Below are 25,829 nucleotides of genomic sequence, written 5' to 3'. Positions count from 1 at the left end.
CCCTCCCCTCGGTTTTCTAGGCCAGGCGCGCGAAGAACGCGCCCCAGGCCGGAAGACTGATCTTGTTGTCCCTTATATCAGAGATGAAGCCGTGACCCTCGAGCGGCTCGATCGCGCCTTCCGGCAAATCCGCGGCGGCGGGCTCCTCGCTCATATTGAAGAGGCAGAAGAGCCTCTCGTTGCCATGCGTCCTGATGAAGCCGAGCAGCGGAGCTCGCGTCTCGACGAATTCAATGTCGCCCTTGGCGAAGGCCGGATAGGCCTTCCTGAAATGCAGAAAACGGCGATAGTGCTCGAGCACCGAGGCCGGATCGCCTTCCTGGACGGCAACAGCTTGCGGAAGGTGTGCTTCCGGAATCGGCAGCCACGACTTGGCGCTGCTGAAGCCGCCATCCGGCAGGCTCTCCCACACCATCGGCGTCCGGCAGCCGTCGCGGCCCTTGAAATCGGGCCAGAACTGAATGCCGTAGGGATCCTGAAGGTCCTCGTAGGCAAGTTCCGCTTCCGGCAACGCCAGTTCCTCACCCTGATAGATGCAGACCGAGCCGCGCAGCGACATCAGAAGGCTCGCAAGCAGCTTGGCGTGGCCGACGTGGTCGGCAACACCGGTGCCCCAGCGGCTGACATGGCGCACGACATCGTGGTTAGCGAAGGCCCAGCAGGCCCAGCCTTCCGGTGCGACCTTTTGGAAATCGCGCAATACCTCGGCAATCCGCTCCGGCGTCAGCGCATCAGGCGCCAGGAACTCGAAGGCGTAGCACATCTGCACCTTGTCGCCGCCCGAGGTGTATTCGCCGGCGATCTCGAGGCCGCGCTGGCTGTCCCCAACCTCGCCGACGGCCGCGATTGCCGGAAATTCCTCCATGACGGCACGGAAGCGCCTCAGGAAGTCCAGGTTCTCCGGCCGGTTCTTGTCGTAGATATGTTCCTGATAATTGTACGGATTGACGGCAGGCGCGGTCGAAGCGTTGCGGCGCGCCGGCGCCAGCGCCGGGTTGTCGCGCAGCTCCCTGTCATGAAAGTAGAAGTTGATGGTATCGAGGCGGAAGCCGTCGACGCCCCGCTCCAGCCAGAAACGCTCGACGGCGAGAAGCGCTTCCTGGACCTGCGCATTGTGCAGGTTGAGATCGGGCTGGGACGTCAGGAAGTTGTGCAGGTAATACTGCAGCCGCGTCGGGTCCCAGGCCCAGGCGGAGCCGCCGAAGATCGACAGCCAGTTGTTCGGCGGCGTGCCATCCGGCTTGGAATCAGCCCAGACATACCAGTCGGCCTTGCCATTGCTGCGGCTGGAGCGGCTCTCGACAAACCAGGGATGCTGGTCGGAGGTGTGCGACAGGACGAGGTCGATCATCACGCGAAGGCCCAGACGATGGGCTTCTGCGATCAACTGATCGAAATCCTTGAGCGTGCCGAAGATCGGGTCGACATCCGTGTAGTTGGAGACATCGTAACCGAAATCGCGCATGGGCGAGGTGAAGAAGGGCGATATCCAGATAGCGTCGGCGCCGAGCGCCGCCACATGCGGCAGCCGGGCGGAAATGCCCTTCAAATCGCCGATGCCATCGCCATTGGTATCCTGGAAGGAGCGCGGATAGATCTGGTAGATCACCGCGCCACGCCACCAGTCCTTGTCGGCTGCGAGAACGGCCTTGCTCGTTTCGGTCATGTTCATGCGATTCTTAAAGTCCTTGTCTTGAAGTGTCAGCCGCCCTTGACCGATCCCGCGAGCAGGCCGCGAACGAGGTAGCGTTGCAGGGTAAAGAAGACGATCAGCGGAACGACGATGGTGATGAAGGCCGAAGCGGTGAGGATTTCCCAGTTGCCGCCGCGTGAGCCGAGGAGATTGACCAGACGCCCGGTCAGCACCAGGTTGTCCTCCCCCGCACCGAGGAAGACGATGGCAACGAGCAGGTCGTTCCAGGTCCAGAGGAACTGGAAGATGGCGAAGGAGGCAAGCGCCGGGAACGACAAGGGCAGGATGATCTTGACGAAGATGTCGAAATCGCTGGCGCCATCGACCCGCGCCGATTCCATGATCTCGCGCGGCAGACCCGCCATGTAGTTGCGCAGGAGATAGATCGCCAGCGGCAGTCCGAAGCCGGTATGGGCGAGCCATATGCCCAGATAGGTCTTGGCCGGAACGCCGAGGAAAGCTCCGACCCCATTATAGAGCTGCAGCAGCGGAATGAGCGACATCTGCAGCGGCACGACGAGCAGGCCAACGACGACTGCGAGCAGGATGGCGCGGCCCGGGAAAGGCATCCAGGCAAGTGCATAGGCAGCAAAGGCCGCGATTAGGATCGGTATGACCGTCGACGGAATCGCGACCGTCAGCGAGTTGAGGAACGACGTGCCGATGCCGGCCGCGCTCAGCACCTCGATGTAGTTGTCGATCGTGAAGCGTGGAGGCGTGGAGGCGGTATAAAAGATGCGCTGGCCGCGCGATCCCTCCATCTTCTTGTCAGAGACGATCTCAAAGCTGCCGTCCGCCTGCACCGTCAGCCTCTCGCCGTCGTTGAGCTCGGCCGTCTCGCCGGGCTTGAACTTCCCCGGTTCGCGGCTGGAAAACCCGAAGGCGGAGACTTGGCCGCCACCTTGCCCTTCAAGCAGATTGCCGGAGATCACGAACCGGCCGTCCCGCTCGACCTGGTTTTCGGCCGAAGGGGCACGCGCCACATCGTTGCGCGACGAGGTCGCGAGCGCCGTCCACCAGCCGGAGACCGCGAGTTGGTCCTTGTCGCGCAGCGAGGAGATCAGCAGGCCGGCGGTCGGCATGGTCCAGAGAACGACCAGCAGCAGGACCGAAAGATGGACAGCCCAGGTGAGCGGGGAGCGCGTCGACGGGTTCATCTCAGTGGCCTCCCGCTTCCTTGGTGGCGTTGCGGATGTTCCAGATCATGATGGGGATGACGAGGATCATGATGACGACGGCGATCGCGGCGCCGCGGCCGAAATCCCCGCCGCCGCGGAACATCCAGTCGAACATCAGGTTGGCGAGTACCTGGCTCTGCCATTGGCCGTTCGTCATCGCGAGCACGATATCGAAGACCTTCAGCACCAGGATGGTGATGGTCGTCCAGACGACCGCGATCGTGCCCCAGATCTGCGGCACCATGATCTTGAAGAAGATTTGCCAGCCATTGGCGCCGTCGATGACGGCCGCCTCGATCGTTTCCTCCGGAATGCCGCGCAACGCCGCGGAGAGGATGACCATGGCAAAGCCTGTCTGGATCCAGACGAGGATGACCATCAGGAAGAAATTGTTCCAGAAAGGCAGGGTGATCCAGGCTTGCGGCGCGGCCCCGAAGGCGACGACGATTGCGTTCAGAAGACCGATCTGCTCGGAGCCTTCGGCCCGGTAATCGTAGATGAACTTCCAGATGACCGCCGCGCCGACGAACGAGATCGCCATCGGCATGAAGATCAGCGTCTTGGCGATATTGCCCCACCAGATGCGATCCGTCAGGGCCGCGATGATCAGGCCGAAGAAGGTCGAGAGCGCCGGAACGACCAGCAGCCAGAGGAAATTGTTGAAGATCGACTGGCGGAATTCGCCGTCAGTGATCATCCAGTTGTAGTTGCGCGCGCCGACGAAATTCTGTCCGCCCCTGTCATGGAAGCTCAACCACACCGATTGGACCACCGGATAGATGAGATAGATCGTCAGAGCGAACAAAGCCGGGGCCAGGAACAGCCAGGGCCGGATGGCGTTGGTGATCCGCAGGTTGCGGGAGGCGGCGGCACCCGACAGCCCCTTCGACGGAAAAATCCAATCAAGAATGAGACTGGTGGCCCAGAAGTAGGCCGCGCAAGCCAGGACACCGGCTATCATCGTCAGAATGGCAGCGAGCAGCTGCATGGCACATCCCTCCCCTCAAACGCCTTCGGAACGGACGCTCCAGGCGCATTGCACGACGCGGCTTCCGCTTATTGTTGGGAGGCCCGCCGACGCGGGCCGGTCCGAAAGGGAAGGCGGCGGACGAGGCATGCCGTCCGCCGCCCCAGACTTTACTTGATGGCGTCCCAGGCCTTCTGAACGCCGGCCGCAACATCGGCCGAGGACTTGCCGCCGACGAAATCGACCATGCCGGTCCAGAGGGCGCCGGCGCCGATCTTGCCGGGCATCAGGTCCGAACCGTCGAAGCGGAAGGTCGTGGCATTGAGCAGGATCTCGCCTTGCTTCTTGAGCGGCGGGTTGCCGTAGACGTCGACATTGACGCTCTTATAGGGCGTCAGGAAGCTCGTCTGCGCCATCCAGACCTCGTGCGCGATCGGCGTCTTCAGGAAGTCGATGAAGGCACGCGCAGCCGGCGTATCCTTGGTGATCATCGCAAGCGTGCCTGCGCCGAGCACCGGATTGCCAAGCTCCTTCTTGCTTTCATAGGGCGGCATGTAGAAGAAGTCGGCATCCTCGCCGACCACCGTGCCTTCGGGGAAGAAGGACGGGATGAACGAAGCCTGGTGGTGCAGATAACATTTCGGCGGCGAGGCGAAGAGACCCTTCGGGCTGTCGCGGAAATCGGTGGAGGCGACCGCTGCCGCGCCGCCGTCGACGAACTTGTCGTTTCGCGCGAACCAGCCGAACTCATCGAGCGCGCCGATCACCGCGGGGTCCGTGAAGGGAATTTCGTTCTTGGTCCACTTGTCATAGACCTCGGGTGACTGCGTGCGCAGCATCAGGTCTTCGACCCAGTCGGTCGCCGGCCAGCCGGTCGCGCCGCCCGAGCCGAGACCGATGCACCAGGGCTTCTCGCCGTCGGCGGCAATCTTCTCGGTCAGAGCCTTCAGCTCTTCCATGGTCTTCGGCACTTCGTAGCCGGCGTCTTCGAAGTTTTCCGGCACGTACCAGACGAGCGACTTGACGTCGATCTTGTAGGGGAAGGCGTAGAGCGCCGCGGTGCCGTCCTTGCCGTTATAGGTGGAGAGATCCACCCAGGACTGACCGGCGGCATAATTGTCGAGCAGCCATTGCTTGGTTTCGTCGCCGAGGGGCGTCAGGAGGCCCTTCGCGGCGAGGTCGGCAATGAGACCCGGTTGCGGAAGGATTGCGACATCGGGCGGGCTGCCGGCCTGCGTGTCGATGACGATCTGCTGTTCATAGTTCTCTGAGGAGGAATACTTGACCTCAACCCCCGTCGCCTCCACGAAATAGGCAAAAACGCTCTTGAACAGAGCCTCGTCCTCGCCGCGCCAGGGACCGAAGATCGTCAGTGTCTGGCCCTTCAGGTCATGCCCCTTCTTGAACTCCTCGAAGCTTCCCCAATTGAACTTCGAATCCTCGCCCGGCTTGAACTTCAGGTCGGCGGCGCCGGCGGTCCCTGCAAGCAGAGCGAGCGCAGCGACGCCAATCAGCAATGATCTCTTCACGTTCTGGTCCTCCCCAAAAAGAAACCCGGGCGTCACGCCACGGGTGATCGTCAAGGCGCAACATTCAAAGCGCTTTGAGTTTGCCAACACTCCAATGCCGCCGAGAAAGAGTCAAGGGCTTTCCTCTGGCCGCTCGCTTAACGCGAAAATATTGCTTTGCGGTAACGTATTGCGTCGCGAAGGCGCCGTTTTCTGCTTTTTCCTGCACGGATCGGATGATAGAGGACGTAGGTGGGCGCTGGCTGATCTGTCAACAATCCAGGAGATATCCAAAGCGCTTTGGGAGGAATGCGACGATGGCGGTCAATCTCAAGCAGTTGGCGGAGATCCTCGGCCTGTCGCAGACGACGGTCAGTCGGGCCCTCAACGGCTATCCGGAAGTCAATGCGGATACGCGCCAGAGGGTGCTGCAGGCGGTGCGCGAGACCGGCTACCGGCCCAATCGTGCCGCCCAGCGGCTTGCTACGGGAAAGGCCTATTCCATCGGGCTCGTGATGCCGATCGCGCCCGGCATCGACTCCGACATCCATTTCGGCGAATTTCTCGCGGGGCTCGCCGAGGAGGCGCTGAAGCACGATTTCCACTTCGTGCTCAACCCCAGCGCGCCGGATGACGAGGAGGCGACGTTTCGGCGGCTGGCGGCAAGCGGCAATGTCGATGCGGTTTTCCTGGCCTATATGCGCGCCAACGACCCGCGCATTGCGATGCTGAAGGCGCTCTCGATCCCCTTCGTGGTCCACGGCCGGTCGATCGGGGGCTCGCGCGACTATCCGTTCCTCGACATCGACAACACGCAGGCGTTCTACGACGCCACCAGGCTTCTTCTGCAACTCGGCCATCACCGGATCGCGCTGATCAACGGGCCGGAATATCTCGCCTTCTCCATCCGTCGAAAAAAGGGGGTGACGCGGGCGCTCCAGGAGTGGGGTCTTGGCCTCGACGAAGAGCTAGTCCATCATTCGGTGATGGCCGACGAATACGGCTATCGAAGCATGCAGTCCTTTCTTGAACGGCCGGACCCGCCGACCGCGGTTCTTTGCTCCAGTACGGTGCTGGCGCTCGGCGCCGTCCGGGCGATAAACCGGGCGGGGCTCGTCATCGGCAGCGACATCTCGATCATCGCCCATGACGACGTCCTGCCGATGCTGAAGCCGGAGAATTTCAGCGTGCCGCTGACGACCACGCGCTCCTCGCTTCGGGCAGCCGGCGCGCGCATCGCGACGCGGCTGATCAGCGGAATCATCGGCCGCGGCGACTATCCGCAACAGGAGCTCTGGCGCGCCGAACTGATCGTGCGCGCTTCGACCGGGCCCGCGCCCGGGCGGTAGGACGTCAGAACTTCGGCGGCTTGCGGCCGGCCTTGCGGTAGGCAGCGATGATCGTGTTGGCCATCAGCATGGCGATCGTCATCGGCCCGACGCCGCCCGGCACCGGTGTGATGACGCTTGCGACCTTCGCGCATTCTTCGAAGGCGACGTCGCCGACCAGTCTCGTCTTGCCCTCGCCGCGCTCCGGCGCGGGAACGCGGTTGATGCCGACATCGATGACCAGCGCACCGGGCTTCACCCAGTCCGCCCTGACCATTTCCGGGCGGCCGACCGCCGCCACCAGGATATCGGCGTTACGGCACACGGTCGGAAGATCCTTGGTGCGCGAATGTGCCGTCGTGACCGTCGCATTGGCAGCGAGCAGCAGCGCCGACATCGGCTTGCCGAAGAGATTGGAGCGGCCGATGACCACGGCGTTGAGCCCTGAAAGGTCGTCGCCATGGGTGCGGCGCACGAAGACCATGGCGCCGGCAGGGGTACAGGAGACGAGCCCGCCGTCGAGATCGCCGGTCGCGACCTTGCCGGCATTGACGACATGCAGGCCGTCGACATCCTTCTCCGGCAGGATCGATTGGATGATCGGCTCCGATTGAAGATGTTTCGGCAAGGGCAATTGGACGAGAATGCCGTGGATGGACGGATCGGCATTGAGCTCCGCCACCAGCGCCGCCAGTTCCTCCTGCGAGGTCTCCTTGAGCAGCGTGTGCTGGACCGAGAGGAAACCGCATTCCTTGGCCATCCGGCTTTTCGCCGACACATAGGCATGGCTTGCCGGATCGTCGCCGACGATGACCACCGCAAGGCCGGCCCGGACGCCTGCTTCCGTCTCCAGCGTCTTGGTGGCCGATTTCACGGTTTCAATGACCGAAGCGGCAACGGCCTTGCCATCAATCACAGTCGTCACGGCGTATCTCCCGAACTATCCTCGAAGCGCCACACTCTAGCCGGCGCCACTTTGCGCATTTGCCTGCATGCGCCCTATGCTGTTCCAAACGGATAAATGCAAGTGTCCACCAGGATAGCGCCGCGATTCGGCCAGGCGACCGCGGCATTTCCTTGCATCGCTGAGAGACCCCTAAGCTCACATGGCGGGGGCTGAGAGTTCGATCGCATGGAAGGGCCTCACGGGCGATGCACGTCCAAAGGCGCGGGCCTTGTTCTCCACAAGAACCAGCCGAGTACTGTCACGCCGAGACCACGAACGTGGTAGACTCGTATTCTGAATCAGCATCGCTTTACGAAGATTTGCTTATTGCTTGCCTTCAGCTACGCGGATTTCGTCTATGCAACCGACCGGTCAGGACATTTCGATCCACTTCCAGACCGAACTGGAGAATCCGGCGGATATTGAACTCGTCGTCGTGCTTCCGACATTCCGGCGCCCCGACCATCTCATCAAGACGTTGAAAACGATTGTCTCGCAACGGCCCGACGTTGCTTGCGCCACGGTGGTGGTTGAAAACGACCCCGACGCCTCGGCGGGAGCGGAAGCGGCGAAAGCATTCTTTCTCGAACACCGGTCCGACTCGACCGTGATCGTCGCGCATCGGCGGGGGCACAGCCATGCCTGCAATGCCGGCTTGGAGACGGCCCTCGACCTCTATCCGAACCTGCGCGCGTTAGCCGTGATTTACGATGATGCGGTCGCCGCTCCCGAATGGCTCGATGGCCTTATTGCCGTTCAGGAGGGCCACGGGGCGGACATAGTCGGCGGCCCCCAGCTTCCTGTCTTCGAGGATCCGGATGGCCAGAAATGGAAGCATCATCCCATCTTTTCGCCCCATTACGACGCGACCGGGCCGGTGCCGCGGCTTTATTCCGCCGGCAACGTCCTCATCACACGCGCGGTGCTCGATGCCATGCCGCGGCCGTTTCTGAACCCCGCCCTCAATTTCGTCGGCGTCAGCGACGGGGATTTCTTCAATCGATGCAGAGCGAAGGGGTTCTCCTTTGCCTGGGCCGCGGAGGCATGGGTAGCGGAAACTGTTCCGCCAGAGCACACGACGGCGTCCTGGATCCGGGCCCGCAGCCTCGAACAAGGCGCAATCTCCACGCTGCTCGAACATCAGCGCGACGCGACGTTTACGGGTCGCCTGCGAACGCTCGGCAAGTCGATGGCGCTGCTCGCAGCGTCACTGCCGCTTGGCCTCAAGCTATGGGCGAAAACCGGGCTTGCAACCGCAAGCCTCTATCACTTCCATGTGGCGATCGGCCGGCTGACGGCCAGCATAGGCTTTGCTGGCGAACAATTCCGATCTGCCGGAGAGAGCTGAGAACATCCCCTCCAAATGGCCCTAGTCTAATGGCCGCTCGTCGCCTTCACGGCGCCTTCGGGGATCTTGTCGCCGGCGACCTTGCCGTTCCTGTCGACTACCGGCACCGGCTCCTGATAGGGCCTGTTCTCGCCGTTCGCCGCGCGTTTCACGTCGTCCTTGCCCAGATATTCGAGCTGTTCGACAAGGACTTCGGTAACCACTTCGCTCCCGAGCTTTTTGTTGAGACCATCCTTGACGGCGCCCTTGAAGCTCGCCAGGTCGAACGTCCCGGTGTCGGCGAGATTGACGAACTTTGAGCCGACGAGCATGTCGTAGAGCTCGTCGGTGACCACTTGGCGAAGCGGCGCGTGAAGCTTCGCTATCCCTTCCCGCGTCGCCGAAAAGGACAATTTCGCCAGGAAGTAACCTTGGACCGCCCCATCCTCGATCACCGGGATGGTAATGATCTCTCCGGGCACATATTCCTCCGATGCTCGCCGGTCGGCCTCCGCGTCCGAAAGGACTGGTGCCGAGGCGTATTGCATCGAGAAATAGACGGATCCAAGCGTGACGGCGCAGACCCAGACCCCGGTGAGAACGAGCTTCAGCATCAGAAATCGCTATAGCGGAATTGCGCTTCGGTGTAGATGCCGTCCGCGTCGGCATCCTGAGCGGCCGTCTTCAGAAGATCGACGACCGAACGCACGGCCTCGAGATGCGCTTCAACCTTCTGGGCGTTGAGCTTTAGCTTCTGCCTGAGGTGGCGCGTCTGCGACGTGAAAGACGGCGAGATTTCGCCGGGTGCGGCGGCTCGATGCAGCATCGTCAGCTCGTAGAGGCAGCGGCTCTTGTGGGCGTTCGACGTCTTGATGTCGAATTTCGGGTCCACGCCGATGCGGCTGTTCTCGTTGTCGATGATCATCTCCAACCGGCCGAGAACGTTCTGTATCCGCAGATCGTGGGATGCCACAGCTTCCATAAATCAACTCCCAAATTATGCGTTTCAGGGAAGGACGCGAACAGGCGCGCGAACCGTCCCGACCAAATCTATGCCTGGTTCTTCTTCTCGTCGGTGGACAGGAATCCGGAGATCGCCTTGCGTTCGTATTCCTGAACCATGCCGGCGGCGATATTGCTGGTATTGTCGTCAAGCCGCGCGTTGGTCCGTTCGGGCATTTCGCTGCCAGCCATCCGATCGGCGATGCCGATGCCGCCGCCGTCCGCCAGGACGTTTGCAATCTGCTCCGCCATCATGCCTTTCCAGACCTCGCCGGACGTGCCCTTGCCGAAGACATTCTCGCTTTCGCTCGGCAGCATCGACTTGACGAAATTCTGCAGCACCATCGCCTCGAACTTACGGTAGGTCTCCGGCACCTTCTTCGGCTCGACGCGGTTGCTGATGTCGCCGAGGCCTGTTGATCCTTCCGAGGAATTCAGCACCGAAACGGCAGCGGCAAAGCCTTTACCGTTCTCTGCAAGACTCGTGGCTTGAAAGGCCGAGCGATTGGCCTTGAGCCGCGCCTGCGCCTCTTGAACTTCCGCCGGATCGGCCGCGCGGACGACGTCCAGCACCAGATCGCTGGGCGGGGAAATAGCCATGTCAGATCCTCTCGAGGCGGCTGTCAGGCGTCTTGTCACGCGAGGCAGCGCAATCAATGCGAACCGGAGGACTGCTTCGTCGCCCGTCCGGATGACGCACTATCGCCCCTCAACCTTACCGGAAGCTGGCGCGTAACCGGCGACGTGCTGGTCGATGAGGTCGAGCACCTGATTGTCGTCCGCCTCGCGGTCTTCCGTCAGGCGCGCCTCCTGCATGCTCTCTTCCAGCCGATCGCCCTTCGCCCGCTCCTTCAGCATGCGCGCCTCATGCACCTGCTGGATGCCGAGCAGCATCTGGTCCTTCTGCACCAATCGCCCGAGTTGTGCTGCATAGTGACCGGAGAAAACGCGATGCATGGGATGGGCCGAGCCCATTGCATCGACAACAACGTCGATCGTCTCGGCGAGCACGCCACGCTGGCGCGTCGTCTCGGCAAGCTCGCTTTCGGCCATCCGTTCGAGATGCCGCTGCACGTCGACCAGCCGCTTCAATTTTTCCGACCGCGCTTTCATCGCATCCGTTCCCTAGCCGCCCTGCATCACCGAGGCGAAGCCATCGGCGAACAGGCGAAGCATCGCCGCTACGCCAAGATAGAACAGGAACAGGCCGCCCATGATGAGGTAGGGCTGGGAGATGAAATAGATCGGAACCTGCGGAGCAAGCCTGTTCACCATGCCGATCGCGACGTTGAAGAGCAGACCGTAAATGATGAAGGGGCTCGCGAGGCGCAGCATGATCAGAAAGGTCTGTCCCAGCGAGTTCGAGAGCGTTATCAGCATGCCCTGCGGATCGAAGCCGATGCCGATCGGCATCGCGCGATAGGACTGCGCGATGGCCTCGAAGATCACGTGGTGGAAGTCGAGCATGAAGAGCAGCATCAGGCCGGCGAAGCTGATCATGCTGGTGAGCTGGTTTTCCGCCGTCTCTTCGAGCACGTCGGTCGCCGGTGGCGAGTTGAAGCCGATCAGCATGGTGATCGCCGTCCCGGCAAATTGCAGACCGAGCACGTAGTAGCGCGCCACGAGGCCGATGACGGCGCCGATGACGGTCTCCGTCGCAATGAGATAGATGTAGGTGTGCCCCTTGCCCGCGACCTCTGGATAGATGTCCGCCCACATGATCGGCAGGATGGCCATGGAGAGGGCGACGGCGATGAACAGGCGCACCTGCATGGGGACGCGCGCGGTCGAAAATCCCGGCATGATCATGATGCAGGCGCCGATCCGGCAGAATGCCGCGAACAGCGCCAGCACCGTGCCCTCGGGATCGGTGATCATGAGAGCGCGCCGATAATCTTGATTTCCAGGCCCTTGGCGAGCTCGACATGGGAGAGCACGGGCAGCGTGGCGAAGAGGCGTTCGATGATCATGCGTACATATGAGCGGGATTCGGGCGAACTTACCAGCACGAAGGGGACGCCACGATCGAGATGTTCACGAATAACCTTCGTCGCCTGCTCGCTGAATTCTTCGAGGTGGCGCGGGTCGATGTCGAATTCGACGATCTCGCCCTTGGCGTCGCGCTTCAGTGCCTGGTGGAAGACCATGTCCCACTTGCTGCCGAGCCTCAGGACGCGCAGGACGCCGTTTTCGGCAAGGTCGCCGCAGAGTTGCTGCGACATGCGCACGCGCACATGCTCGACGATCTGTTCGGTCTTGCGGACATGCGGCGCCAATTCCGCCACGGCTTCGAGAATGAGGTGCAGGTTGCGGATCGAAACGCGCTCGGCGAGCAGCAGTTTGAGGACCGCCTGCAGGCCGGAATAGGACATGTGCGAGGTGCAGATCTCGTCGGCGAGCTTGCGGTATTCCGGATCGAGCCGCTCGATCAGCACCTTCACGTCCTTGTAGGAGAGAAGCTGCGGCAGATTGTTGCGGATCACCTCGCTCAGATGTGTGAGCACGACCGAGACGTTGTCGATCGGGTGGAAGCCTTCGCGCTTCAGGTCTTCCGTAAAGGTCTCCAGAATGGAGAGCGCCGGCATGCCGAAGGCGGGTTCACGGATTTCGTCGCCCGGCACGCTCGGCCGGCGGCCGCCGCCGGTAACGACCAGCACTTCGCCGACGCGCACCGTGTTGGAGGCGATCGTCGTGCCATGAATGCGAATGTGATAGGCCTTGTCCGGAATGGTGATGTCGTCGGAAACCTTGATCTCCGGAACGACGAGCCCGTATTGCAGGGCGAACTTGCGGCGCATCTTGCCGACGCGGAAGGCGAGCTCCTGATGCGCGCCGAGCAGTCGGGTGGAGACCTGCTTGCCGAGCAGGAGCTCGATCTCCGCGGTTTTCAGCACCGATTTGACGGAATCCCTGTCGCTGTCCTTCGTCTGCTGCGCCTTCTCTGCCTCCTGAGCGCGCTTTTCGGCATTGGCGGCTTCGATCTGCCTCGGGATGGCCCACCCCAGGAAGGCCATGCCGCCGCCGAGTACGGCGAAAGGCACGAAGGGCAGGCCGGGCATCACGGAGAGGAGGACGATGAGGCCGGCCGCAACCATCAGCGCCCGCGGGTAACCGCTCAGCTGGCCGACGACGGCTTGGTCGGTCGAGCCGGCGGTGCCGCCGCGTGACACGAGAAGGCCGGCGGCGAGCGAGACAATCAGCGCCGGGATCTGCGAGACGAGGCCGTCGCCGACCGAGAGCTTGACGAAGACATCGGCCGCCTCGCCGATCGGCATGTCGTGGCGCAGATAGCCGATGATGATGCCGCCAAAGACGTTGATCGCCGTGATGATCAGGCCGGCGATCGCATCGCCCCGCACGAATTTCGAGGCACCGTCCATCGCGCCAAAGAAGGAGCTCTCCTCTTCGAGCTCGCGGCGGCGGCGCTGCGCCTCCTTCTCGTCGATCAGGCCGGCCGAGAGGTCGGCATCGATCGACATCTGCTTGCCGGGGATCGCATCGAGGGTGAAGCGGGCGCCGACCTCGGCGATACGCGTCGCACCCTTGGTGATGACGATGAAGTTCACCGTAATGAGGATCAGGAAGACGATCAGACCGATGACGAAGTCGCCGGACATGACGAGGCTCGCAAAGCCCGAGATGACGCCGCCGGCGGCGTCATGCCCCTCATGGCCGTGGGAGAGAATGACGCGCGTCGTGGCGATGTTCAGCGCCAGGCGGGTCATCGTCGAGATCAGCAGGATCGTCGGAAAGGACGAGAAATCGAGCGGCCGCTGGATCCAGAGCGCAACCATCAGGATCAGCACCGAAAAGGCGATGGAGAAGGCCAGCCCGAAATCGATGAGGAAGGGAGGAATGGGTAGGAACAGGATCGACAGGATCATTACGATCCCGAGCGCAAAGCCGACGTCCCGGCTCTTCGGTGCGAGTTTCGGGATGGTCAGCGTCGCCTGTTGTGCCATGTCTCTTCCGTCTCTTCATGAGAGGCGGGCAGCACACCGCGAGAGGCTGCCCCAAACTATGACGGAAGATCTAGAGACCCAAGCTTGCGCGAAGGTGGTATCGGAAAGTCCTCAGAACCCGGACTGGATTCTTGAAAAGACAATATCGGTGAAGATGGAGATCTGTGCACCGACGAACGGCGCCGAGATCGCCGCCGTGACCATCACCGCCAGGATCTTCGGCACAAAGGTCAGCGTCATTTCCTGGACCTGGGTCAGCGCCTGAATGAAAGCGATGACGACGCCGACCACCATGGCAGCCAGAACGGCAGGACCCGAGGCGACGATCACGGTCCAGATCGCGGCCTGCACGATGTCGAGGGCGTCCGCCTCATTCATTCTGGTCCGGTCCTATCTCTGCCGGCTGCGGACAAGCAGCGGCGAACCTTCAGGGGTGATTCTTCAAAGGATTCTCAACAATCAACGGCGCGCGTCAAGCGAGGACCCCGTACGCGGCCCGGCAGGCCCGGAGCGGGATGAACTGTGTGCGGTTTTCGCCTCTTTCCCGCTCCAACCGGTGAGGACGATCACGTTTCCGAGTCGGACGAGGTGGTCGACACGGTGATGCCGGTCTCGATCGCGATCTCCTTGCCGTCGGTCGTGATCGCGGTCACGCCATCGGAGGTCACCTCGACCTCGGCGACGACGCCGCTCGTCTTGCCGTCGCTGCTGGTGATCGTCTTGCCGATGTAGGTCGAAGCCTGCGTCAGGCTTTCGCTCGCCAGCAAGCTCTCCAGATTGCTGTTCGTCTTGATCGACTGTTCGACCTGCGAGAAGGTCGCAAGCTGCGAGATCTGCTCGGTTGCATCCATCGGATCAGTCGGATCCTGATTTTGCATCTGCGCGATGAGCAGTTTCAGGAAGCTCTGGTAGTTCAGGGTCGCGTCAGCCGCGTCCGTGCCGCTCGTCGACGTCGAACTGGTCGATGTCGTGCTCGTCGATGTGCTCGACGACACACCGCTTACCGCCATGGCGCGATCTCCTTGCGAATCTGGTCGATGGTGGCCGGCGTGATTTCCTGATTGTTCAGGATGCGCTCTTCGACGGGATAGAGGCCGCGGATTGCCTTCAGCGCTTCGAAGGCGCGTCCCTGCGTGACAAGGCCGTCGATGCGCTTCAGTTCCGCCAGCACTTCTTCGTTCTTGAAGCAGGCGAGCAGCATGACGATCGACTTGCGGAACATGGCGGTCGATTGCTCGGCGCCTTCCGGATTGATCAGGATCATCTGGGCGATGAAATAGAGCTGCCGCAACGGTGTCGTGGCGTCTTCCGGCTGCAGCACGTGGTTTTCCAGGAGGAAGGTGACGTCGTTGAGGAATTCGACGGCGACCTTGCGGTCAACGCGAAGCACCGCGCCGTTTACAAAGATCCGTTCGCCCGATTTCAGCGAGATACGCAGTGTGCTCTTCATTTCAGTCCATCCCTGATGATGGTGGTAATATCAATTATGCCCTGGAAGTTGGAGGAGTCGCGTTTGCGGATCTTCTCCGTCTCGTTCAATATCCAGATCCCGATCGAGATCAGGTTGGCCCGCAATTCGTCATTGAGCTGGTTATCCGGGGCGCGCAGATCCTCGATGAAGCGTATCCAGACACGTCGGGTGTAATAGATCGCCTCGATCGCTTCCTTTGAGTATCCCTTCTGCTGTTTTGCTGCTTCCAGGAGCGCGATCGAGCGATTGAGGACTTGCCACTCGCGATCCTTGGAAACGGCTACGCCTTCCTCCATGATCTCGGCGTATGCAAACTGATACATTCAGACATCCTTCATGCTTGTCCTTATCCTCTTGTCATCAGAGGAAATCTATCAAACTCAACTGCTGGATCCGTCCGGTGAGGGTGTAGGATGTCTCCATCTGCGTCAGCAGCGTGTTCATCCGGGTCGACGCATCATAGGTGTCGACGCCCTCGAGATCGGTGATGTGCGTGTTGATGAGCTTGATCTGAACCTCGAGCGAGGTGTTGGCCTTTTCGACGCGCGCTTCGGAGATGCCGAGCGTGCTGCGTTCGGCGGTCAGTCCCGTGATCGCCTGCTCGACATAGCCGAGCGAAGCCTCGCCGATATAGGCACGAACGTCCGATCCGATCTCCTCGTCCATGAGCTCCGAGGAGATGACGCTGGCAAGGGCGAACATCCGGAAACCGGTCGTCGTCGCGTTGGTCGAGCTCTGAACGACTTCGGACGTGCTGATGCGGCTCGTCATGTTCTGGCTCGAGGCCGCGGACCAATCGGTGGCCCACTGCGTGTCGTCGGTGTAGAGCGGCTCCAGCGTATTGGTGATGAAATCTTCCATCTGCGCCTGGTCGAAGTCGCTCATGGAAGAGATGCCGTTTGCCGACATGTAGGTCGCCAGCGCATCGTCGAAGGTGGTCTTCGCGGCCGAACCAGACGCCGCGTAATCCTCGAAAGGCTTCACATCGGTGTTGATGCCGGCAAAGAGGAACTCGCCGTTGAAGGAGGTGTTCGCTGACGCGGTGAAAAGCGACATGGCGCTTTCGATCTCGGTCTTCTGGACAGACAACTGGTCGACGGAATCATTGCCCTTGAAGGTGACGAGCGTATTGCGGACCTGCTCGGCCGCCTCCGCCATCGTTCCAAGGGCTTCCTGGGAGGATGCAAGCCTCTGCGTGACGACGGAGTTCGTGTCGACCAGGGTTTCCAATCGAGCAAGCTCGCGCTGCAGGTTGACGGAACGCGCGGTGGAGGAACCAAGCTCGAGGCCGACATCCGCGTGCCGGCCGGTCGAAACCTCCGTCTGAAGCTTCAGCAGTTCCTCCTGGCCCTGCTGAATGGTCAGGCGCATGGCATTCTGCACCGCCAGGTTAGAAACGAAGGATGTCTTCATGATTACCTCACGGCTTCCAGAAGAGACGCCATCATGGCGTCCACGGTACTGATCAACTTGGCAGATGCTTTGTAGGACTGTTCGAGGTCGAGCAGCAGCGAGAGTTCTTCATCGATGCTGACGCCGGTCACATTGCCCAGAGCCTCCTCCGTCCGCGCCAACAGAGCCGTCTTGTTGTCGTCGGCTGTCGAGGCCGCGCTACGGATCTGCTCGAACCAGCCGATCGACGAGGCGGCGAACTCCATGATCGAACTGGTGCTGTCCAGCCCGGCCGCCGCGTCGAAATTGATGTCGCCGTCCATGGCGGTGATGAAGCCATCGAGGAGATCGGTATAGCCGGAATTCGGATCCGTGGCGCCGCCCGGGTTGGAGACAAGGCCGTTGAACCCGCCGTCGCGGAGCAGGAAGGGATCGGCTTGCGCGGCGGCATTGACGCTCAGGCTTGCCGCGATGCCGGGCTCGATCGTGCCGTCCGCGGGAACCGTTCCGTCCGCCCAAGTGAAGAGGCCGGGGCCGCCGTCCTCCTGGAAGAGGCTGACCAGACCGCGGGCCATCTCGTCGAGTTGCGACTGGAACGTCGGAGCGATGTCGTCGCGGAGCTGGAGAAGGCTCGCAAGCTTTCCCTGCGCGGTGGTGTCGGCGCCGGTTCCGGCTGAAAGCGACACGCCATCGACGAAGATTGCGTTGCCGGTGGTCGATGCATCGAAGGCCGAGGTTGCCGTGAACGTCACCTGCCGGGCCTGCGTCTCGAAGAGGACTATGCCGTCGGAGGTGTAGATGACGGTATCGTTGTCCGCCCTGGTAACGGTGGAGATGCCGACGAGCTCCGAAATCTGCTTCAAAAACTTGTCGCGCTCGTCGAGCGCCGCCGTGGCGTCTGCGCCCGATGCCATCGCTTGCTTGACCGCATTGTTCACGGTTTCGAAGCTGGCAAGCAGCGCGTTCAGGTTGTCGACCTCTTCGGCGATCTGCTTGTCGGTATCGAGGCGCAGGTCCTGGACCGCGGTCGCCGTGGTGCTGATCGAGTTGGCGAGGTCCGAAGCGTCCGCGACCACGGTCGCCGCGATCGTCGAGTTGCCCGGCGTCGAGGCGAAGGTCTGCAGGCTGTTGCGGAAAGCGGAGAGATAGGTCGACGGCGCCGTCTCGTAGTCGTTGCCGCCGAGCGCCGATTTCAACAGTTCAAGCCCGGAGAGCAGGCTGCTCTGCGCCGAGGATTGCGAGATGCTCGTGAGGTTCTGCTTGAGCAAAGCCTCGTTCTGCGCCCGATAGATGGAGACGATCTGCGCACCGTCGGACGTGGTGCCCAGCATGGCCATGCGGCGCGAGTAATCCGCGTTGCTCGCATTGGCGACGTTCTTCGACACCGTGGCCGTTTGCGAGGCGGTGGTGCTGAATGCTGATTGCGCAATTGCGATTGCCGAGGACAACGACATGCTGGGACCGTCTTGTTGGAATTACCGCTTCAGATTCACGAGAACTTCGAGCAACTCCGAACCGGTCTGGAAGACCTTGGAGTTTGCCGTGTAGTTGCGCTGCGATTCGATCATCGAGGTCAGTTCGTCGGCGATATCGACGTTGGAGCTTTCAAGCGCGCCGGAAAGAATTTCGCCGAAGCTGCCGGAACCGGCGAAGCCGGTCACGATGACACCGGAATCGACGCCCTGCGAGTAGACGTTGCCGGACTCGGGAACCAGCTTGTCCGGGCTTTGGACATTCGCCAGAGCGATGCGGTAGCGCGGCTCGAGCTCGCCATTCGCGTATTTGATGTAGACGACGCCGTCCGTGTCGATCTGATAGCCGGAAACCTTGCTCGGCGCGTTACCGTCGATGGAGCCGCCATCCGGCGTGAAGGACGTGCCAAGCTGCGTCGTCTCCGAGAAGTCGATAGTGATCGCGTTGAGCTCGGCGCCGGTGCCGCTAATCGGATTAAGCGCCGTGGGGTCCAGCGTTAGTGTCGCCGGCGAAGTGATCAAGGCGCCGGCCGAATCGAAGTCCAGCGTCGCAGTTCCGAGGGAGAGGGCTGACGTCCGGTCGACGATCTCCAGCTCCCACTGATTGTCGGCGACCTTCGTGTAGTTGAAGTCCAGGATTCGCGTGTTGCCCTGCGAGTCATAGACGATCAGCGAAGTGGTCGACACATCGCCGTTCGCGGCCCCGGACGGCAGGTTGGCACCCATCGAACCCGCCGTCGAACCCGCTGCGGTGAGGCCTTCCGAGGCGAGATTGACTTCGGTCAGCCCGTCGAAGCCATTGACGACAACCGTCGGGTCGACGCCGGCCTCGTATTCATAGCCCATCAGGGTGAAGCCGGCCGCGTTGACGAGATTGCCCGCGTCATCCTGGACGAAGGCGCCGGCGCGCGTCAGGTACTCCTGGCCGTTGGCGCCTTGAACGATGAAGAAACCGTCGCCGTCGATCGCCAGGTCGCTTGCCGATGTCGTGTAGGTCGTCGAGCCCTGGTCGGAAATCGAGTAGCGCACGGAGGTCTCCACGCCGCCGGAATTGTAGGAGCCGTTGCTCGAAGGCAGGATCATCGAGGAGAATTCGGTTGATGCGCGCTTGTAGCCGGCGGTGCTGGAGTTCGCAATGTTTTCAGCCACCGTGCTGAGGCGATTGGCCTGGGCGTTCATGCCAGAGACACCCGTTCTCATGGTACCGTAGAGACTCATAGAGGATCCTCGTTTCCTGCTTCAGTGGGAGACTAGAAGTCGGGCCTTGCGTGAACCTGTCTTGGCGCCCCGCCCTTCCGTCGGTCCGGCTCAGCTCCAGTCGATGCAGTAGCCAAGGAAACGCTTGGAATCGATCGGATCGAAGCCAAGCTTCTTGCGCAGCTTCTTGCGCAGCTTGCTGATGTGGCTCTCGACGACGTTCTCTTCGACGTCTTCGTCGAAGATGCCGTAGATCGCATTGAAGATCTGCGACTTCGACACTCGCCGGCCGCGGTTGGCGACCAGGTATTCGAGGATGCGCCGCTCACGACGCGGCAGCGCAAAGACGTCGCCGTTAATCTCCGGGTCTCGGCCATCGGCAAAGACGCGGATCGGCCCGATATCGGTGTAGTTGGCGATGGCCTTCAGGCGCCGGCGGATCGCCGCGACGCGCGCCAGGATTTCCCGCGGGTGCACGGGCTTGCGGACGACATCGTCGACGCCGCAGTCGAACAGCGCCAGCGTGTTTTCCAGCGACGGCGTTTCGCTCATGGCGATCACCGGCGCCTGGGAGCGGTCGCGGATCGCGCGCGGCAGGCTGAAAGCGCTTTCACCCTGGCCGATCAGGAACGCCTCGACCGCATCGATGTCCGAATCGGCGGCGGTGTTCACCCACTCGCCGAATTCCTTGGGATCAAAGCCGGTCGAAGGAATGCCCTCGCGCCCGAACAGGGATGCGTAGCCATTCTTCACAAGCTCTCTTTCATCAACCACCACGATCATTCGTCCGCCTCCGAATCAGTATGGGTGTCTCGCTGATTGAGAAGTACGAATCCGGGGATTCACGAACAACTAGAGGAAGTTAATGGGAGGTTTTAATAGTTGATTAAGGAATGTGTGCCGATTTGATCTATATCTAGTATGTCCCCGTTAACGATGACACTAAATTGGTGTGGAAAAGTTAACGCATCACAACAATTAGCCCTTGCGATCACAATCTCTCCGCATTGTAGCCACAATGCGACACGGGGGTGAATATCACAACTGATGATTGATTATTGGCAAAACTGCGCCGCGTTCGGCGTCCACTTGCCGTAGCCCGTTGCGACAAGGTTCGCGATGACCCGGCAGACATATTTCTTCTGCGCCGGATCATTGTTCGGCCCGGCATGATAGCGGGCAACCGCCATCGTCCAGCTCTCGTGCCTGGCGCGCAGATTGGAGAGGAAGCGCGCGGCATAGTCGACATTCTTTCGGGGATCAAGCATTTCCCCCGGAGAGCTGAAATGCTCGCCGTGGAAATGATAGTTGACCTGCATGCAGCCGAGATCGATGAGCTTCGCCCCTTGCGCCCGTGCCGCACCGAATCGGCTGAGGACATCCTGGACGCTCGTGCCGAAGTACGCCTTGCCTTCAATGTTCATCGCATAGGGCTGCAGCGATCCCTTGCGGCCGGTCTCCGTCAGGCCGACCGAGTAAAGAATCCCCGCAGGGATGCCGTACTTGGCCGCAGCGGACGCGATCTCGCGTTCACAGATGCCGGCGCTCGCAAGGGCGCTACATGTAGACGTGACCAGTGCGAGCGCGCTCAACGCTGCCAGACGCATCGTCCGTTCCATCATTGCCCCTCCATGTCTCGATCATTGCAGCCTCGCCGCCATTCTGCCGCTGGCGCCCCTGGCCGCCGTCGTCACCGGCCCGTTCGCGGCCGGACTGGCCGAGCTGGCTCTGCGCCTGCGGCTGCGAACCGCTGCCGTTCGAAGCATCGCCGCCGGCATTGAACACGACGTTGACCTGGTCGACCGCGAAGCCCTGGGCGCGCAGGGCCTTAACCATCTCGCCCTGGTCATCGCGCAATTGACGGAACGCCTCGCCCGTTTCCACCTTCAGCTCGACCTGCAGTTCGTCGTCCTTCAGGCGCAGCGTGGCCGTGACCGTGCCGAGTTCGATCGGATGCATCTGGATCTTGAGCGTGTTCAGCGTCTTGCCGGCCTGGCGCAACGCCTCCGGCTGCGCCGACACGGCGCTCGATTGGAGCGCCTGCGCCCATTCGCCGTCACCGGCGATCGCACCCGTCACCGACGCGGAGTTATCGTTCATCGCGATTCCGAGATAGCGGCGCGCCTCGAGAACGGTCACGGTTTCCGCCTTGGCGTTCGCCGAAGACCTGCTGTTCTCGACGGCAGTTGCTTCGCCGTCCGCCGAAATGGTCATCGAGACCGCTTGCCCCTTGCCGTCGGCGCGTGCGAAGCGGAAGAGGCGGTCGGACCCGATGTCATCTTGCTGTTCGGTCCGAGAATCGCTGCCCCCGGCAGCAGCGTCCACCGTGACATTGACTATCTCGGCTGCAGCGGCGCGGTCACCCGTCGTAGGTGTTGTCTTGTCGGTGATCTGAATGTCCGTGACCGGCGGCGCGTTGCCGGCGAGCAGCGTCAGAAGGTCGCTGACGGAGCCGTTCGGCGGCGCGGCGGAGCTCGTATCACCCTCCGACGTCGCCCTCGCCTCGACCGTCTCTGTTGCGCCGCTCTCCGCAGGCGCGTGCCCCTTCGGCTTCACGGTGACCGCAGTCCCGTCCGGCTCCCCGGCCTCGTCGCTCTTGACCGATGCCTTGCCCGCCGAACGCTGGCGGTTTCCATCCTCGCGGAGAGCACCGAGTTCGGAGGAGGTCTGGTCTTTCTGGAGCGCCCCTTCCGCCTCGGCCTGTCCGCCGCCTTGCACCGAAGGCGTCGAAAGGCGACCGGCTCCCGTGACGGTGCTCGCCATCAAGACGCCTGCCTGGCCATTGCCGAGCGTGAACTCGGCGGCCGAGGCCTGCGCACCGTCCGCCAAAGAATCGACCGCACCCTGTCCGGGGTCTTGAGCCACAGCTTGGTTCGATGCCTTCTGACGGCCGGCATCGGCGATCGCGCTCTCGAAGGCGCCGGGCTCTCCTGCAGCTTGCTCGTTTCCGCCCTGCCGGGAACCGGATCGGGCACCGATCGCTGCGGCGGGCGCGCGGAACGTCTCTTCAAGTGGCCTCATAGTCCTTCCTCCGCTAGGAGCGCATCGATCTCCTTGATCTTCGAGCGCCCATTGGCCATGAAACCGTCAAGAGCCGGATCGGATGCGGCAGCGGTCTCCGCGCTAACTGGCGGTTCGTCATCCGGGGCTGGCACCGTATCACCCGCCTTGGCAAAGGGACTCATGCCGCTTCCGGTTTCTCCTGTTTCGCCGCCATCGCTCGTGGCGCCAATGTCGACTTCCGGTATAGGCATGGACGCTTGCGCGGGGCTTTCATCCTGCGGTAGTCGCACAACCTCCTCCGCAATCGCCCTGGCCGCCTCCCGGAGGGCACGGTCTCGCGGCGACAGCTTCTCATCCGGAATTGCTGCCAGCGTCTGTGCCGCTGTGAAGACGTCCTCAGACGGCACGGCCGCAAGCCCCTCGTAGAAGCTCGCCAGCAGTTGCGATTGCCCGCCGCCATCCCGGGCAAGCTCTTCGGCTCGACTGGACGCCAACCGCGCCAGCGTCTGGTTGCCGCCGATCGCTGCCCGCCTTGCGACGCGGAGATAGACCTCGCGTTGGCGCGCCTCGTCCATGAAGGCGAGGATTTCCGAAACTTTCTGCTCGACCGCCCCGTCGAAATTCGCCACAGCCAGATCCACGAAGACGTCGGCAAACTGGCTCGCATATGGTGACGTCAGGTAGCGACGCGCATAGGTCAGCGCGTAGCGAAAACCCCTGCCCGGGTCGCCGGCGCGGGCTGCAAGGGATACGGAGCGACGAAGCGCAGCCTCCTCGATGATCGTGCCGGGCGCCGTCAGACGCGCCCAGTCGTAAAATTTCATCGCGGCCACAGGATCCTGCTGCGATGTGGCGTTGCCGAGGATCAGAAACAGGTACGGACCAACGCGGGAGTTCTTGTATTCGGGCGCCGCCTTGGAGAGATTTTCGACGATCAACGGCCCCTTGCCGCGCAGATACTGCCTGAGCGCATCCGTCACCCGCGCATCGAAGTTGCCCTCGACATCCCTGTCAGTCAAATAATCCAGTGTTTCGGGATTGCCGCCGCTCATCACGTAGACGAGCGCCGCATCGACGTTGCGGGGATCGCGAAAGGTCGTTTCCTCGGCGGCCCTCAGGCGCTTGTCGATCTCGCCCAGCATGAAGCGCTGCATCTCGATCGCCGAATGATCGCCGAGCACGACGGAATCCTGGACGTATTGCAGCGACCTGACCATCTTGAACGGCGCCAGCTCTTCCGTCTCGCCGGCATGCGCAAGGCCGATCGCGAGCGGAGCCGCAAGAACCGATGTCGCCAGGATGGCGCGCAACCGCTTCAGCATCTTGCTCAACCCTGCCCCGACTGCAACAGGATTTCGATGCGCCGGTTGGCGGCCGCATAGGGATCGTTCGCCACCTGCAGGCGCCGGTCTGCAAAGCCGCTGATCTGATTGACGCGTTCCTCCTCGAGCCCGCCGCGGACCAGCATGTAGTAGGCGCTCTGGGCACGCGCCGCCGACAGCCGCCAGTTGTCATAGGTTCCGTCCTTGAACGGACGACCATCCGTGTGGCCACGGATCGCTACGGCCCCCTGGCGTTCGCCGAGCAGCTTGCCGATCTTCTCCATGGCGAGGACGAGTTCCTTCTGAGGAACGGCAGATCCCACCGCAAACATCGGCGCGTCCGTCTGCTCGCTGATCGTAACCAGCAGCCCGCCTTCGGACGGCGTCACCACCAGCCCCTCGAGAAGCCGCCCCGCCTCGCCGCCGATCGCCTTCTCGATCTCGGCCTTCAGGGCTTCGGCAGCCTTCTGCTGCTCCTGTGCCTCTGGTTTTTCGTTGAGCGGCATCTCGCCTTTGGCGGCCGCATCTGCGGTCCTCGCCAACGTGTCGCTGGGAGGGGCAACCTGGGCAGCGTCGGCCTGCGCGGCATCCTTCACAGCCGCCGCGACTTCGCTCTCCGTCGCATTGCCGGCGTCCTTGACTTCGACCTGCTTGGTCCAGAAATCGGGATCGAACGGATCGCGGTAGGCTTCGCCGCCGTCTGCGCCGGTCGCCGGCCCCGACTGGGCGGCACCGCCCTCGCCCCTCACGCTGATATTGGCCTGCCGACCGACCTCGCGGGCGATTTCGGAGAGGACCGAGTAGGGATTCTCGAAGAAGTCGGCGTCGGAATATTTGGTTTCCTCGCCCGAGGTCGCCGTCAACTGGTCGCCGGTCTTGGCCGAGCCGCCGGATTTCGCCTGCGCGCCATCCGCTTTCGACCGCTGCTGCGTCTCTTCGCCCTGGGCATCCTTGGCAGGATTCTTCAGGCCCTTCTCCGCGGGCTTCTGGTCGGTGAGCTGAACCGGATTGAAATAGGAGGCGATCGCCGCCTTCGTTTCCTCGTTGGCGGCATTGATCAGCCACATGACGAGGAAGAAGGCCATCATCGCCGTCATGAAGTCGGCATAGGCGATCTTCCATCCGCCGCCATGATGGCCGTCGTGCCCGTCTCCGGAACGCTTGACGATGATGATTTCATTCCTGCCATTGTGAGGGCTTTCGTCGCTCATGCCAGAACCTTCCGGACGGTCTCGGACCAGGCCGCCATTCTGGTCACCAGAACCGCTTCGCCCATCTCAACCGTGAGATCGATATCGTCGGTCGCCACGTGCCGGAAAGCCAACATGTCGTCATCCATATGCTGTTTCAGGGCTTCGAAGAGCACAGGCGATCCTTTGACAGTGATGGTGAGGCCCTCTCCGGCGCCGATGCCCTGTCTGATCATCGTTGCCAGGTCCTCGACGGCACGCTTGATGAGCGCCTCCTCCATCACCGGCGCAAGCACGCGCGCCGTCTGATCGCCAAGCGCCAGCGCCAGCCGCTCGGTGATCTCAGCGAAGCCGGCAGCGAGTTTCGAAGCGGTTTCTTCCGCCAGGCGATGCTTCACGGCGTCTAGTTCCTCGGCGTGACGCGCCTTGAGTTCGGCGAGCTCCCGCTGATGCTCCAAAGTCAGCTCGGCGGCGGCTTCCGCGCGCCCTTGGACAAAGGCCTCGCGCCGCTCGGCCTCGACGTCGATCTCGGGCATCGTCGGCCTCTGGGGGGACCGATCTGCGGCGGGGAAGTCCGCTTCGAGGTCCGGAAAGTATTTCGGCGTCATCCGCGTGAGTTCGATCTTCGGTGCGCTGAAATCCTTGAGATAGCGGGAGAGCGACGCACTCATCGGCGGTTCCCCCGACGGCTCGCAGCCAATATCGGCGCGTTCCGCCCGACAGGCTGGGGCTGCCGCATGGTCCAGAAATCCAAAGCGCCTGACACGTCTATAATGTCTCCTTCGGTCCTCATCACTCTCGTCAGCGACAGGACCAGCATTCTCGATGCGCATCGGTTCCCGGAGGGCGGACCCGAGGCGGGACCGGTGCA

Annotated in this window: 26 protein-coding genes; 2 read left to right on the top strand and 24 right to left on the bottom strand. The window is 62.2% G+C overall.

From position 1 onward, the window contains the following. Window positions 1–16 precede the first annotated feature (16 nt). From bglA to USDA257_RS01710, 4 genes are all read right to left on the bottom strand, one after another. Window positions 17–1,672 (bottom strand): beta-galactosidase BglA, encoded by a 1,656-nt coding sequence (bglA, locus tag USDA257_RS01725; RefSeq protein WP_014761139.1) that lies wholly within the window; start codon window positions 1,670–1,672, stop codon window positions 17–19. Between the two features lie 29 nt (window positions 1,673–1,701). Next, window positions 1,702–2,850 carry a carbohydrate ABC transporter permease gene (locus USDA257_RS01720; protein WP_014761138.1) on the bottom strand — a complete coding sequence of 383 codons (1,149 nt, stop codon included), beginning with the start codon at window positions 2,848–2,850 and terminating at the stop codon, window positions 1,702–1,704. 1 nt (window position 2,851) lies between these two features. Further along, the gene (locus USDA257_RS01715; protein WP_014761137.1) at window positions 2,852–3,859 is read right to left on the bottom strand and encodes a carbohydrate ABC transporter permease; all 1,008 of its coding nucleotides are present in this window, start codon (window positions 3,857–3,859) and stop codon (window positions 2,852–2,854) included. A gap of 149 nt (window positions 3,860–4,008) precedes the next feature. Then, window positions 4,009–5,367 carry an ABC transporter substrate-binding protein gene (locus USDA257_RS01710; protein ID WP_014761136.1) on the bottom strand — a complete coding sequence of 453 codons (1,359 nt, stop codon included), beginning with the start codon at window positions 5,365–5,367 and terminating at the stop codon, window positions 4,009–4,011. A gap of 296 nt (window positions 5,368–5,663) precedes the next feature. Here USDA257_RS01710 and USDA257_RS01705 point away from each other — a divergent pair, with 296 nt between their 5' ends. Next, a complete protein-coding gene (locus tag USDA257_RS01705; RefSeq protein ID WP_014761135.1) occupies window positions 5,664–6,695 on the top strand; it encodes a substrate-binding domain-containing protein in 1,032 nt (343 codons plus the stop codon). Window positions 6,696–6,699: 4 nt separating this feature from the next. On the opposite strand, the gene folD is transcribed toward USDA257_RS01705, so the two are convergent. Further along, window positions 6,700–7,599, bottom strand: coding sequence for a bifunctional methylenetetrahydrofolate dehydrogenase/methenyltetrahydrofolate cyclohydrolase FolD (folD, locus tag USDA257_RS01700; protein ID WP_014761134.1), 900 nt, complete (start codon window positions 7,597–7,599; stop codon window positions 6,700–6,702). A gap of 379 nt (window positions 7,600–7,978) precedes the next feature. On the opposite strand from folD, the gene USDA257_RS01695 reads away from it, so the two are divergent. After that, on the top strand, window positions 7,979–8,968 hold the full coding sequence (locus USDA257_RS01695) for a glycosyltransferase (RefSeq protein ID WP_014761133.1): 990 nt from the start codon (window positions 7,979–7,981) through the stop codon (window positions 8,966–8,968). A gap of 26 nt (window positions 8,969–8,994) precedes the next feature. Here USDA257_RS01695 and USDA257_RS01690 read toward each other — a convergent pair whose 3' ends face one another. The 19 genes from USDA257_RS01690 to USDA257_RS01600 all read right to left on the bottom strand — a co-directional run bounded on the left by USDA257_RS01690 (window position 8,995) and on the right by USDA257_RS01600 (window position 25,629). Then, window positions 8,995–9,561, bottom strand: a complete 567-nt coding sequence (locus USDA257_RS01690) for a hypothetical protein (protein WP_014761132.1) — start codon at window positions 9,559–9,561, stop codon at window positions 8,995–8,997. Further along, on the bottom strand, window positions 9,561–9,929 hold the full coding sequence (locus USDA257_RS01685) for a hypothetical protein (protein ID WP_014761131.1): 369 nt from the start codon (window positions 9,927–9,929) through the stop codon (window positions 9,561–9,563). The genes USDA257_RS01690 and USDA257_RS01685 overlap by 1 nt, the downstream gene beginning before the upstream one ends. A gap of 68 nt (window positions 9,930–9,997) precedes the next feature. Then, entirely contained in the window at window positions 9,998–10,549 is a 552-nt protein-coding gene (locus USDA257_RS01680; RefSeq protein WP_014761130.1) for a rod-binding protein, read from the bottom strand. Window positions 10,550–10,648: 99 nt separating this feature from the next. Beyond that, window positions 10,649–11,062: a hypothetical protein gene (locus USDA257_RS01675; RefSeq protein WP_014761129.1), complete on the bottom strand. Its 414-nt coding sequence runs from the start codon at window positions 11,060–11,062 to the stop codon at window positions 10,649–10,651. Between the two features lie 12 nt (window positions 11,063–11,074). Further along, window positions 11,075–11,827: a flagellar biosynthetic protein FliR gene (gene fliR / locus USDA257_RS01670; protein ID WP_014761128.1), complete on the bottom strand. Its 753-nt coding sequence runs from the start codon at window positions 11,825–11,827 to the stop codon at window positions 11,075–11,077. Further along, window positions 11,824–13,911 carry a flagellar biosynthesis protein FlhA gene (flhA, locus tag USDA257_RS01665; RefSeq protein WP_014761127.1) on the bottom strand — a complete coding sequence of 696 codons (2,088 nt, stop codon included), beginning with the start codon at window positions 13,909–13,911 and terminating at the stop codon, window positions 11,824–11,826. Before flhA ends, fliR begins: the two co-directional genes overlap by 4 nt. Before the next feature lie 111 nt (window positions 13,912–14,022). Continuing rightward, window positions 14,023–14,289, bottom strand: coding sequence for a flagellar biosynthesis protein FliQ (gene fliQ, locus USDA257_RS01660; RefSeq protein WP_014761126.1), 267 nt, complete (start codon window positions 14,287–14,289; stop codon window positions 14,023–14,025). 188 nt (window positions 14,290–14,477) lie between these two features. Continuing rightward, window positions 14,478–14,921, bottom strand: coding sequence for a flagellar hook assembly protein FlgD (flgD, locus tag USDA257_RS01655; RefSeq protein ID WP_014761125.1), 444 nt, complete (start codon window positions 14,919–14,921; stop codon window positions 14,478–14,480). Next, window positions 14,912–15,361 (bottom strand): flagellar biosynthesis repressor FlbT, encoded by a 450-nt coding sequence (flbT, locus tag USDA257_RS01650; protein WP_014761124.1) that lies wholly within the window; start codon window positions 15,359–15,361, stop codon window positions 14,912–14,914. Before flbT ends, flgD begins: the two co-directional genes overlap by 10 nt. Further along, entirely contained in the window at window positions 15,358–15,705 is a 348-nt protein-coding gene (gene flaF / locus USDA257_RS01645) for a flagellar biosynthesis regulator FlaF (RefSeq protein WP_014327358.1), read from the bottom strand. The genes flbT and flaF overlap by 4 nt, the downstream gene beginning before the upstream one ends. A gap of 37 nt (window positions 15,706–15,742) precedes the next feature. After that, complete coding sequence (locus USDA257_RS01640; RefSeq protein ID WP_014761123.1) at window positions 15,743–16,795, bottom strand: flagellar hook-associated family protein; 1,053 nt, start codon at window positions 16,793–16,795, stop codon at window positions 15,743–15,745. A gap of 2 nt (window positions 16,796–16,797) precedes the next feature. Beyond that, entirely contained in the window at window positions 16,798–18,228 is a 1,431-nt protein-coding gene (gene flgK / locus USDA257_RS01635) for a flagellar hook-associated protein FlgK (protein ID WP_014761122.1), read from the bottom strand. Between the two features lie 21 nt (window positions 18,229–18,249). Then, on the bottom strand, window positions 18,250–19,464 hold the full coding sequence (locus tag USDA257_RS01630) for a flagellar hook protein FlgE (RefSeq protein ID WP_014761121.1): 1,215 nt from the start codon (window positions 19,462–19,464) through the stop codon (window positions 18,250–18,252). Window positions 19,465–19,554: 90 nt separating this feature from the next. Beyond that, window positions 19,555–20,226 carry a transcriptional activator Rem gene (rem, locus tag USDA257_RS01625; RefSeq protein ID WP_014761120.1) on the bottom strand — a complete coding sequence of 224 codons (672 nt, stop codon included), beginning with the start codon at window positions 20,224–20,226 and terminating at the stop codon, window positions 19,555–19,557. Between the two features lie 272 nt (window positions 20,227–20,498). Next, window positions 20,499–21,050 carry a transglycosylase SLT domain-containing protein gene (locus USDA257_RS01620; protein ID WP_041414894.1) on the bottom strand — a complete coding sequence of 184 codons (552 nt, stop codon included), beginning with the start codon at window positions 21,048–21,050 and terminating at the stop codon, window positions 20,499–20,501. Then, window positions 21,001–22,464 carry a flagellar hook-length control protein FliK gene (gene fliK / locus USDA257_RS01615; protein ID WP_014761118.1) on the bottom strand — a complete coding sequence of 488 codons (1,464 nt, stop codon included), beginning with the start codon at window positions 22,462–22,464 and terminating at the stop codon, window positions 21,001–21,003. The genes USDA257_RS01620 and fliK overlap by 50 nt, the downstream gene beginning before the upstream one ends. Then, complete coding sequence (motC, locus tag USDA257_RS01610) at window positions 22,461–23,768, bottom strand: chemotaxis protein MotC (RefSeq protein ID WP_014761117.1); 1,308 nt, start codon at window positions 23,766–23,768, stop codon at window positions 22,461–22,463. The genes fliK and motC overlap by 4 nt, the downstream gene beginning before the upstream one ends. A 5-nt stretch (window positions 23,769–23,773) precedes the next feature. Then, entirely contained in the window at window positions 23,774–24,979 is a 1,206-nt protein-coding gene (locus USDA257_RS01605) for a MotB family protein (protein WP_014761116.1), read from the bottom strand. Next, complete coding sequence (locus tag USDA257_RS01600) at window positions 24,976–25,629, bottom strand: hypothetical protein (protein WP_041413796.1); 654 nt, start codon at window positions 25,627–25,629, stop codon at window positions 24,976–24,978. Before USDA257_RS01600 ends, USDA257_RS01605 begins: the two co-directional genes overlap by 4 nt. Between the last annotated feature and the right edge of the window lie 200 nt (window positions 25,630–25,829).

The organism is Sinorhizobium fredii USDA 257 (assembly GCF_000265205.3).
Classification (GTDB): Bacteria; Pseudomonadota; Alphaproteobacteria; order Rhizobiales; family Rhizobiaceae; genus Sinorhizobium; species Sinorhizobium fredii_B.
This window is presented reverse-complemented; position numbering and strand designations above follow the sequence as displayed.

Excerpts from the sequence above, each read along its gene's own strand:
- USDA257_RS01715 (WP_014761137.1), bottom strand. The coding sequence starts at position 3,859 with ATGCAGCTGCTCGCTGCCATTCTGACGATGATAGCCGGTGTCCTGGCT.
- USDA257_RS01680 (WP_014761130.1), bottom strand. The coding sequence starts at position 10,549 with ATGGCTATTTCCCCGCCCAGCGATCTGGTGCTGGACGTCGTCCGCGCG.
- USDA257_RS01605 (WP_014761116.1), bottom strand. The coding sequence starts at position 24,979 with ATGAGCGACGAAAGCCCTCACAATGGCAGGAATGAAATCATCATCGTC.
- flbT (WP_014761124.1), bottom strand. The coding sequence starts at position 15,361 with ATGAAGAGCACACTGCGTATCTCGCTGAAATCGGGCGAACGGATCTTT.
- USDA257_RS01675 (WP_014761129.1), bottom strand. The coding sequence starts at position 11,062 with ATGAAAGCGCGGTCGGAAAAATTGAAGCGGCTGGTCGACGTGCAGCGG.
- USDA257_RS01630 (WP_014761121.1), bottom strand. The coding sequence starts at position 19,464 with ATGAGTCTCTACGGTACCATGAGAACGGGTGTCTCTGGCATGAACGCC.
- USDA257_RS01695 (WP_014761133.1), top strand. The coding sequence starts at position 7,979 with ATGCAACCGACCGGTCAGGACATTTCGATCCACTTCCAGACCGAACTG.
- flgK (WP_014761122.1), bottom strand. The coding sequence starts at position 18,228 with ATGTCGTTGTCCTCGGCAATCGCAATTGCGCAATCAGCATTCAGCACC.
- bglA (WP_014761139.1), bottom strand. The coding sequence starts at position 1,672 with ATGAACATGACCGAAACGAGCAAGGCCGTTCTCGCAGCCGACAAGGAC.
- fliQ (WP_014761126.1), bottom strand. The coding sequence starts at position 14,289 with ATGAATGAGGCGGACGCCCTCGACATCGTGCAGGCCGCGATCTGGACC.
- USDA257_RS01720 (WP_014761138.1), bottom strand. The coding sequence starts at position 2,850 with ATGAACCCGTCGACGCGCTCCCCGCTCACCTGGGCTGTCCATCTTTCG.
- fliK (WP_014761118.1), bottom strand. The coding sequence starts at position 22,464 with ATGAGGCCACTTGAAGAGACGTTCCGCGCGCCCGCCGCAGCGATCGGT.
- USDA257_RS01620 (WP_041414894.1), bottom strand. The coding sequence starts at position 21,050 with ATGCGTCTGGCAGCGTTGAGCGCGCTCGCACTGGTCACGTCTACATGT.
- flgD (WP_014761125.1), bottom strand. The coding sequence starts at position 14,921 with ATGGCGGTAAGCGGTGTGTCGTCGAGCACATCGACGAGCACGACATCG.
- USDA257_RS01685 (WP_014761131.1), bottom strand. The coding sequence starts at position 9,929 with ATGGAAGCTGTGGCATCCCACGATCTGCGGATACAGAACGTTCTCGGC.
- USDA257_RS01690 (WP_014761132.1), bottom strand. The coding sequence starts at position 9,561 with ATGCTGAAGCTCGTTCTCACCGGGGTCTGGGTCTGCGCCGTCACGCTT.
- flaF (WP_014327358.1), bottom strand. The coding sequence starts at position 15,705 with ATGTATCAGTTTGCATACGCCGAGATCATGGAGGAAGGCGTAGCCGTT.
- USDA257_RS01705 (WP_014761135.1), top strand. The coding sequence starts at position 5,664 with ATGGCGGTCAATCTCAAGCAGTTGGCGGAGATCCTCGGCCTGTCGCAG.
- flhA (WP_014761127.1), bottom strand. The coding sequence starts at position 13,911 with ATGGCACAACAGGCGACGCTGACCATCCCGAAACTCGCACCGAAGAGC.
- motC (WP_014761117.1), bottom strand. The coding sequence starts at position 23,768 with ATGCTGAAGCGGTTGCGCGCCATCCTGGCGACATCGGTTCTTGCGGCT.
- USDA257_RS01640 (WP_014761123.1), bottom strand. The coding sequence starts at position 16,795 with ATGAAGACATCCTTCGTTTCTAACCTGGCGGTGCAGAATGCCATGCGC.
- USDA257_RS01600 (WP_041413796.1), bottom strand. The coding sequence starts at position 25,629 with ATGAGTGCGTCGCTCTCCCGCTATCTCAAGGATTTCAGCGCACCGAAG.
- fliR (WP_014761128.1), bottom strand. The coding sequence starts at position 11,827 with ATGATCACCGATCCCGAGGGCACGGTGCTGGCGCTGTTCGCGGCATTC.
- rem (WP_014761120.1), bottom strand. The coding sequence starts at position 20,226 with ATGATCGTGGTGGTTGATGAAAGAGAGCTTGTGAAGAATGGCTACGCA.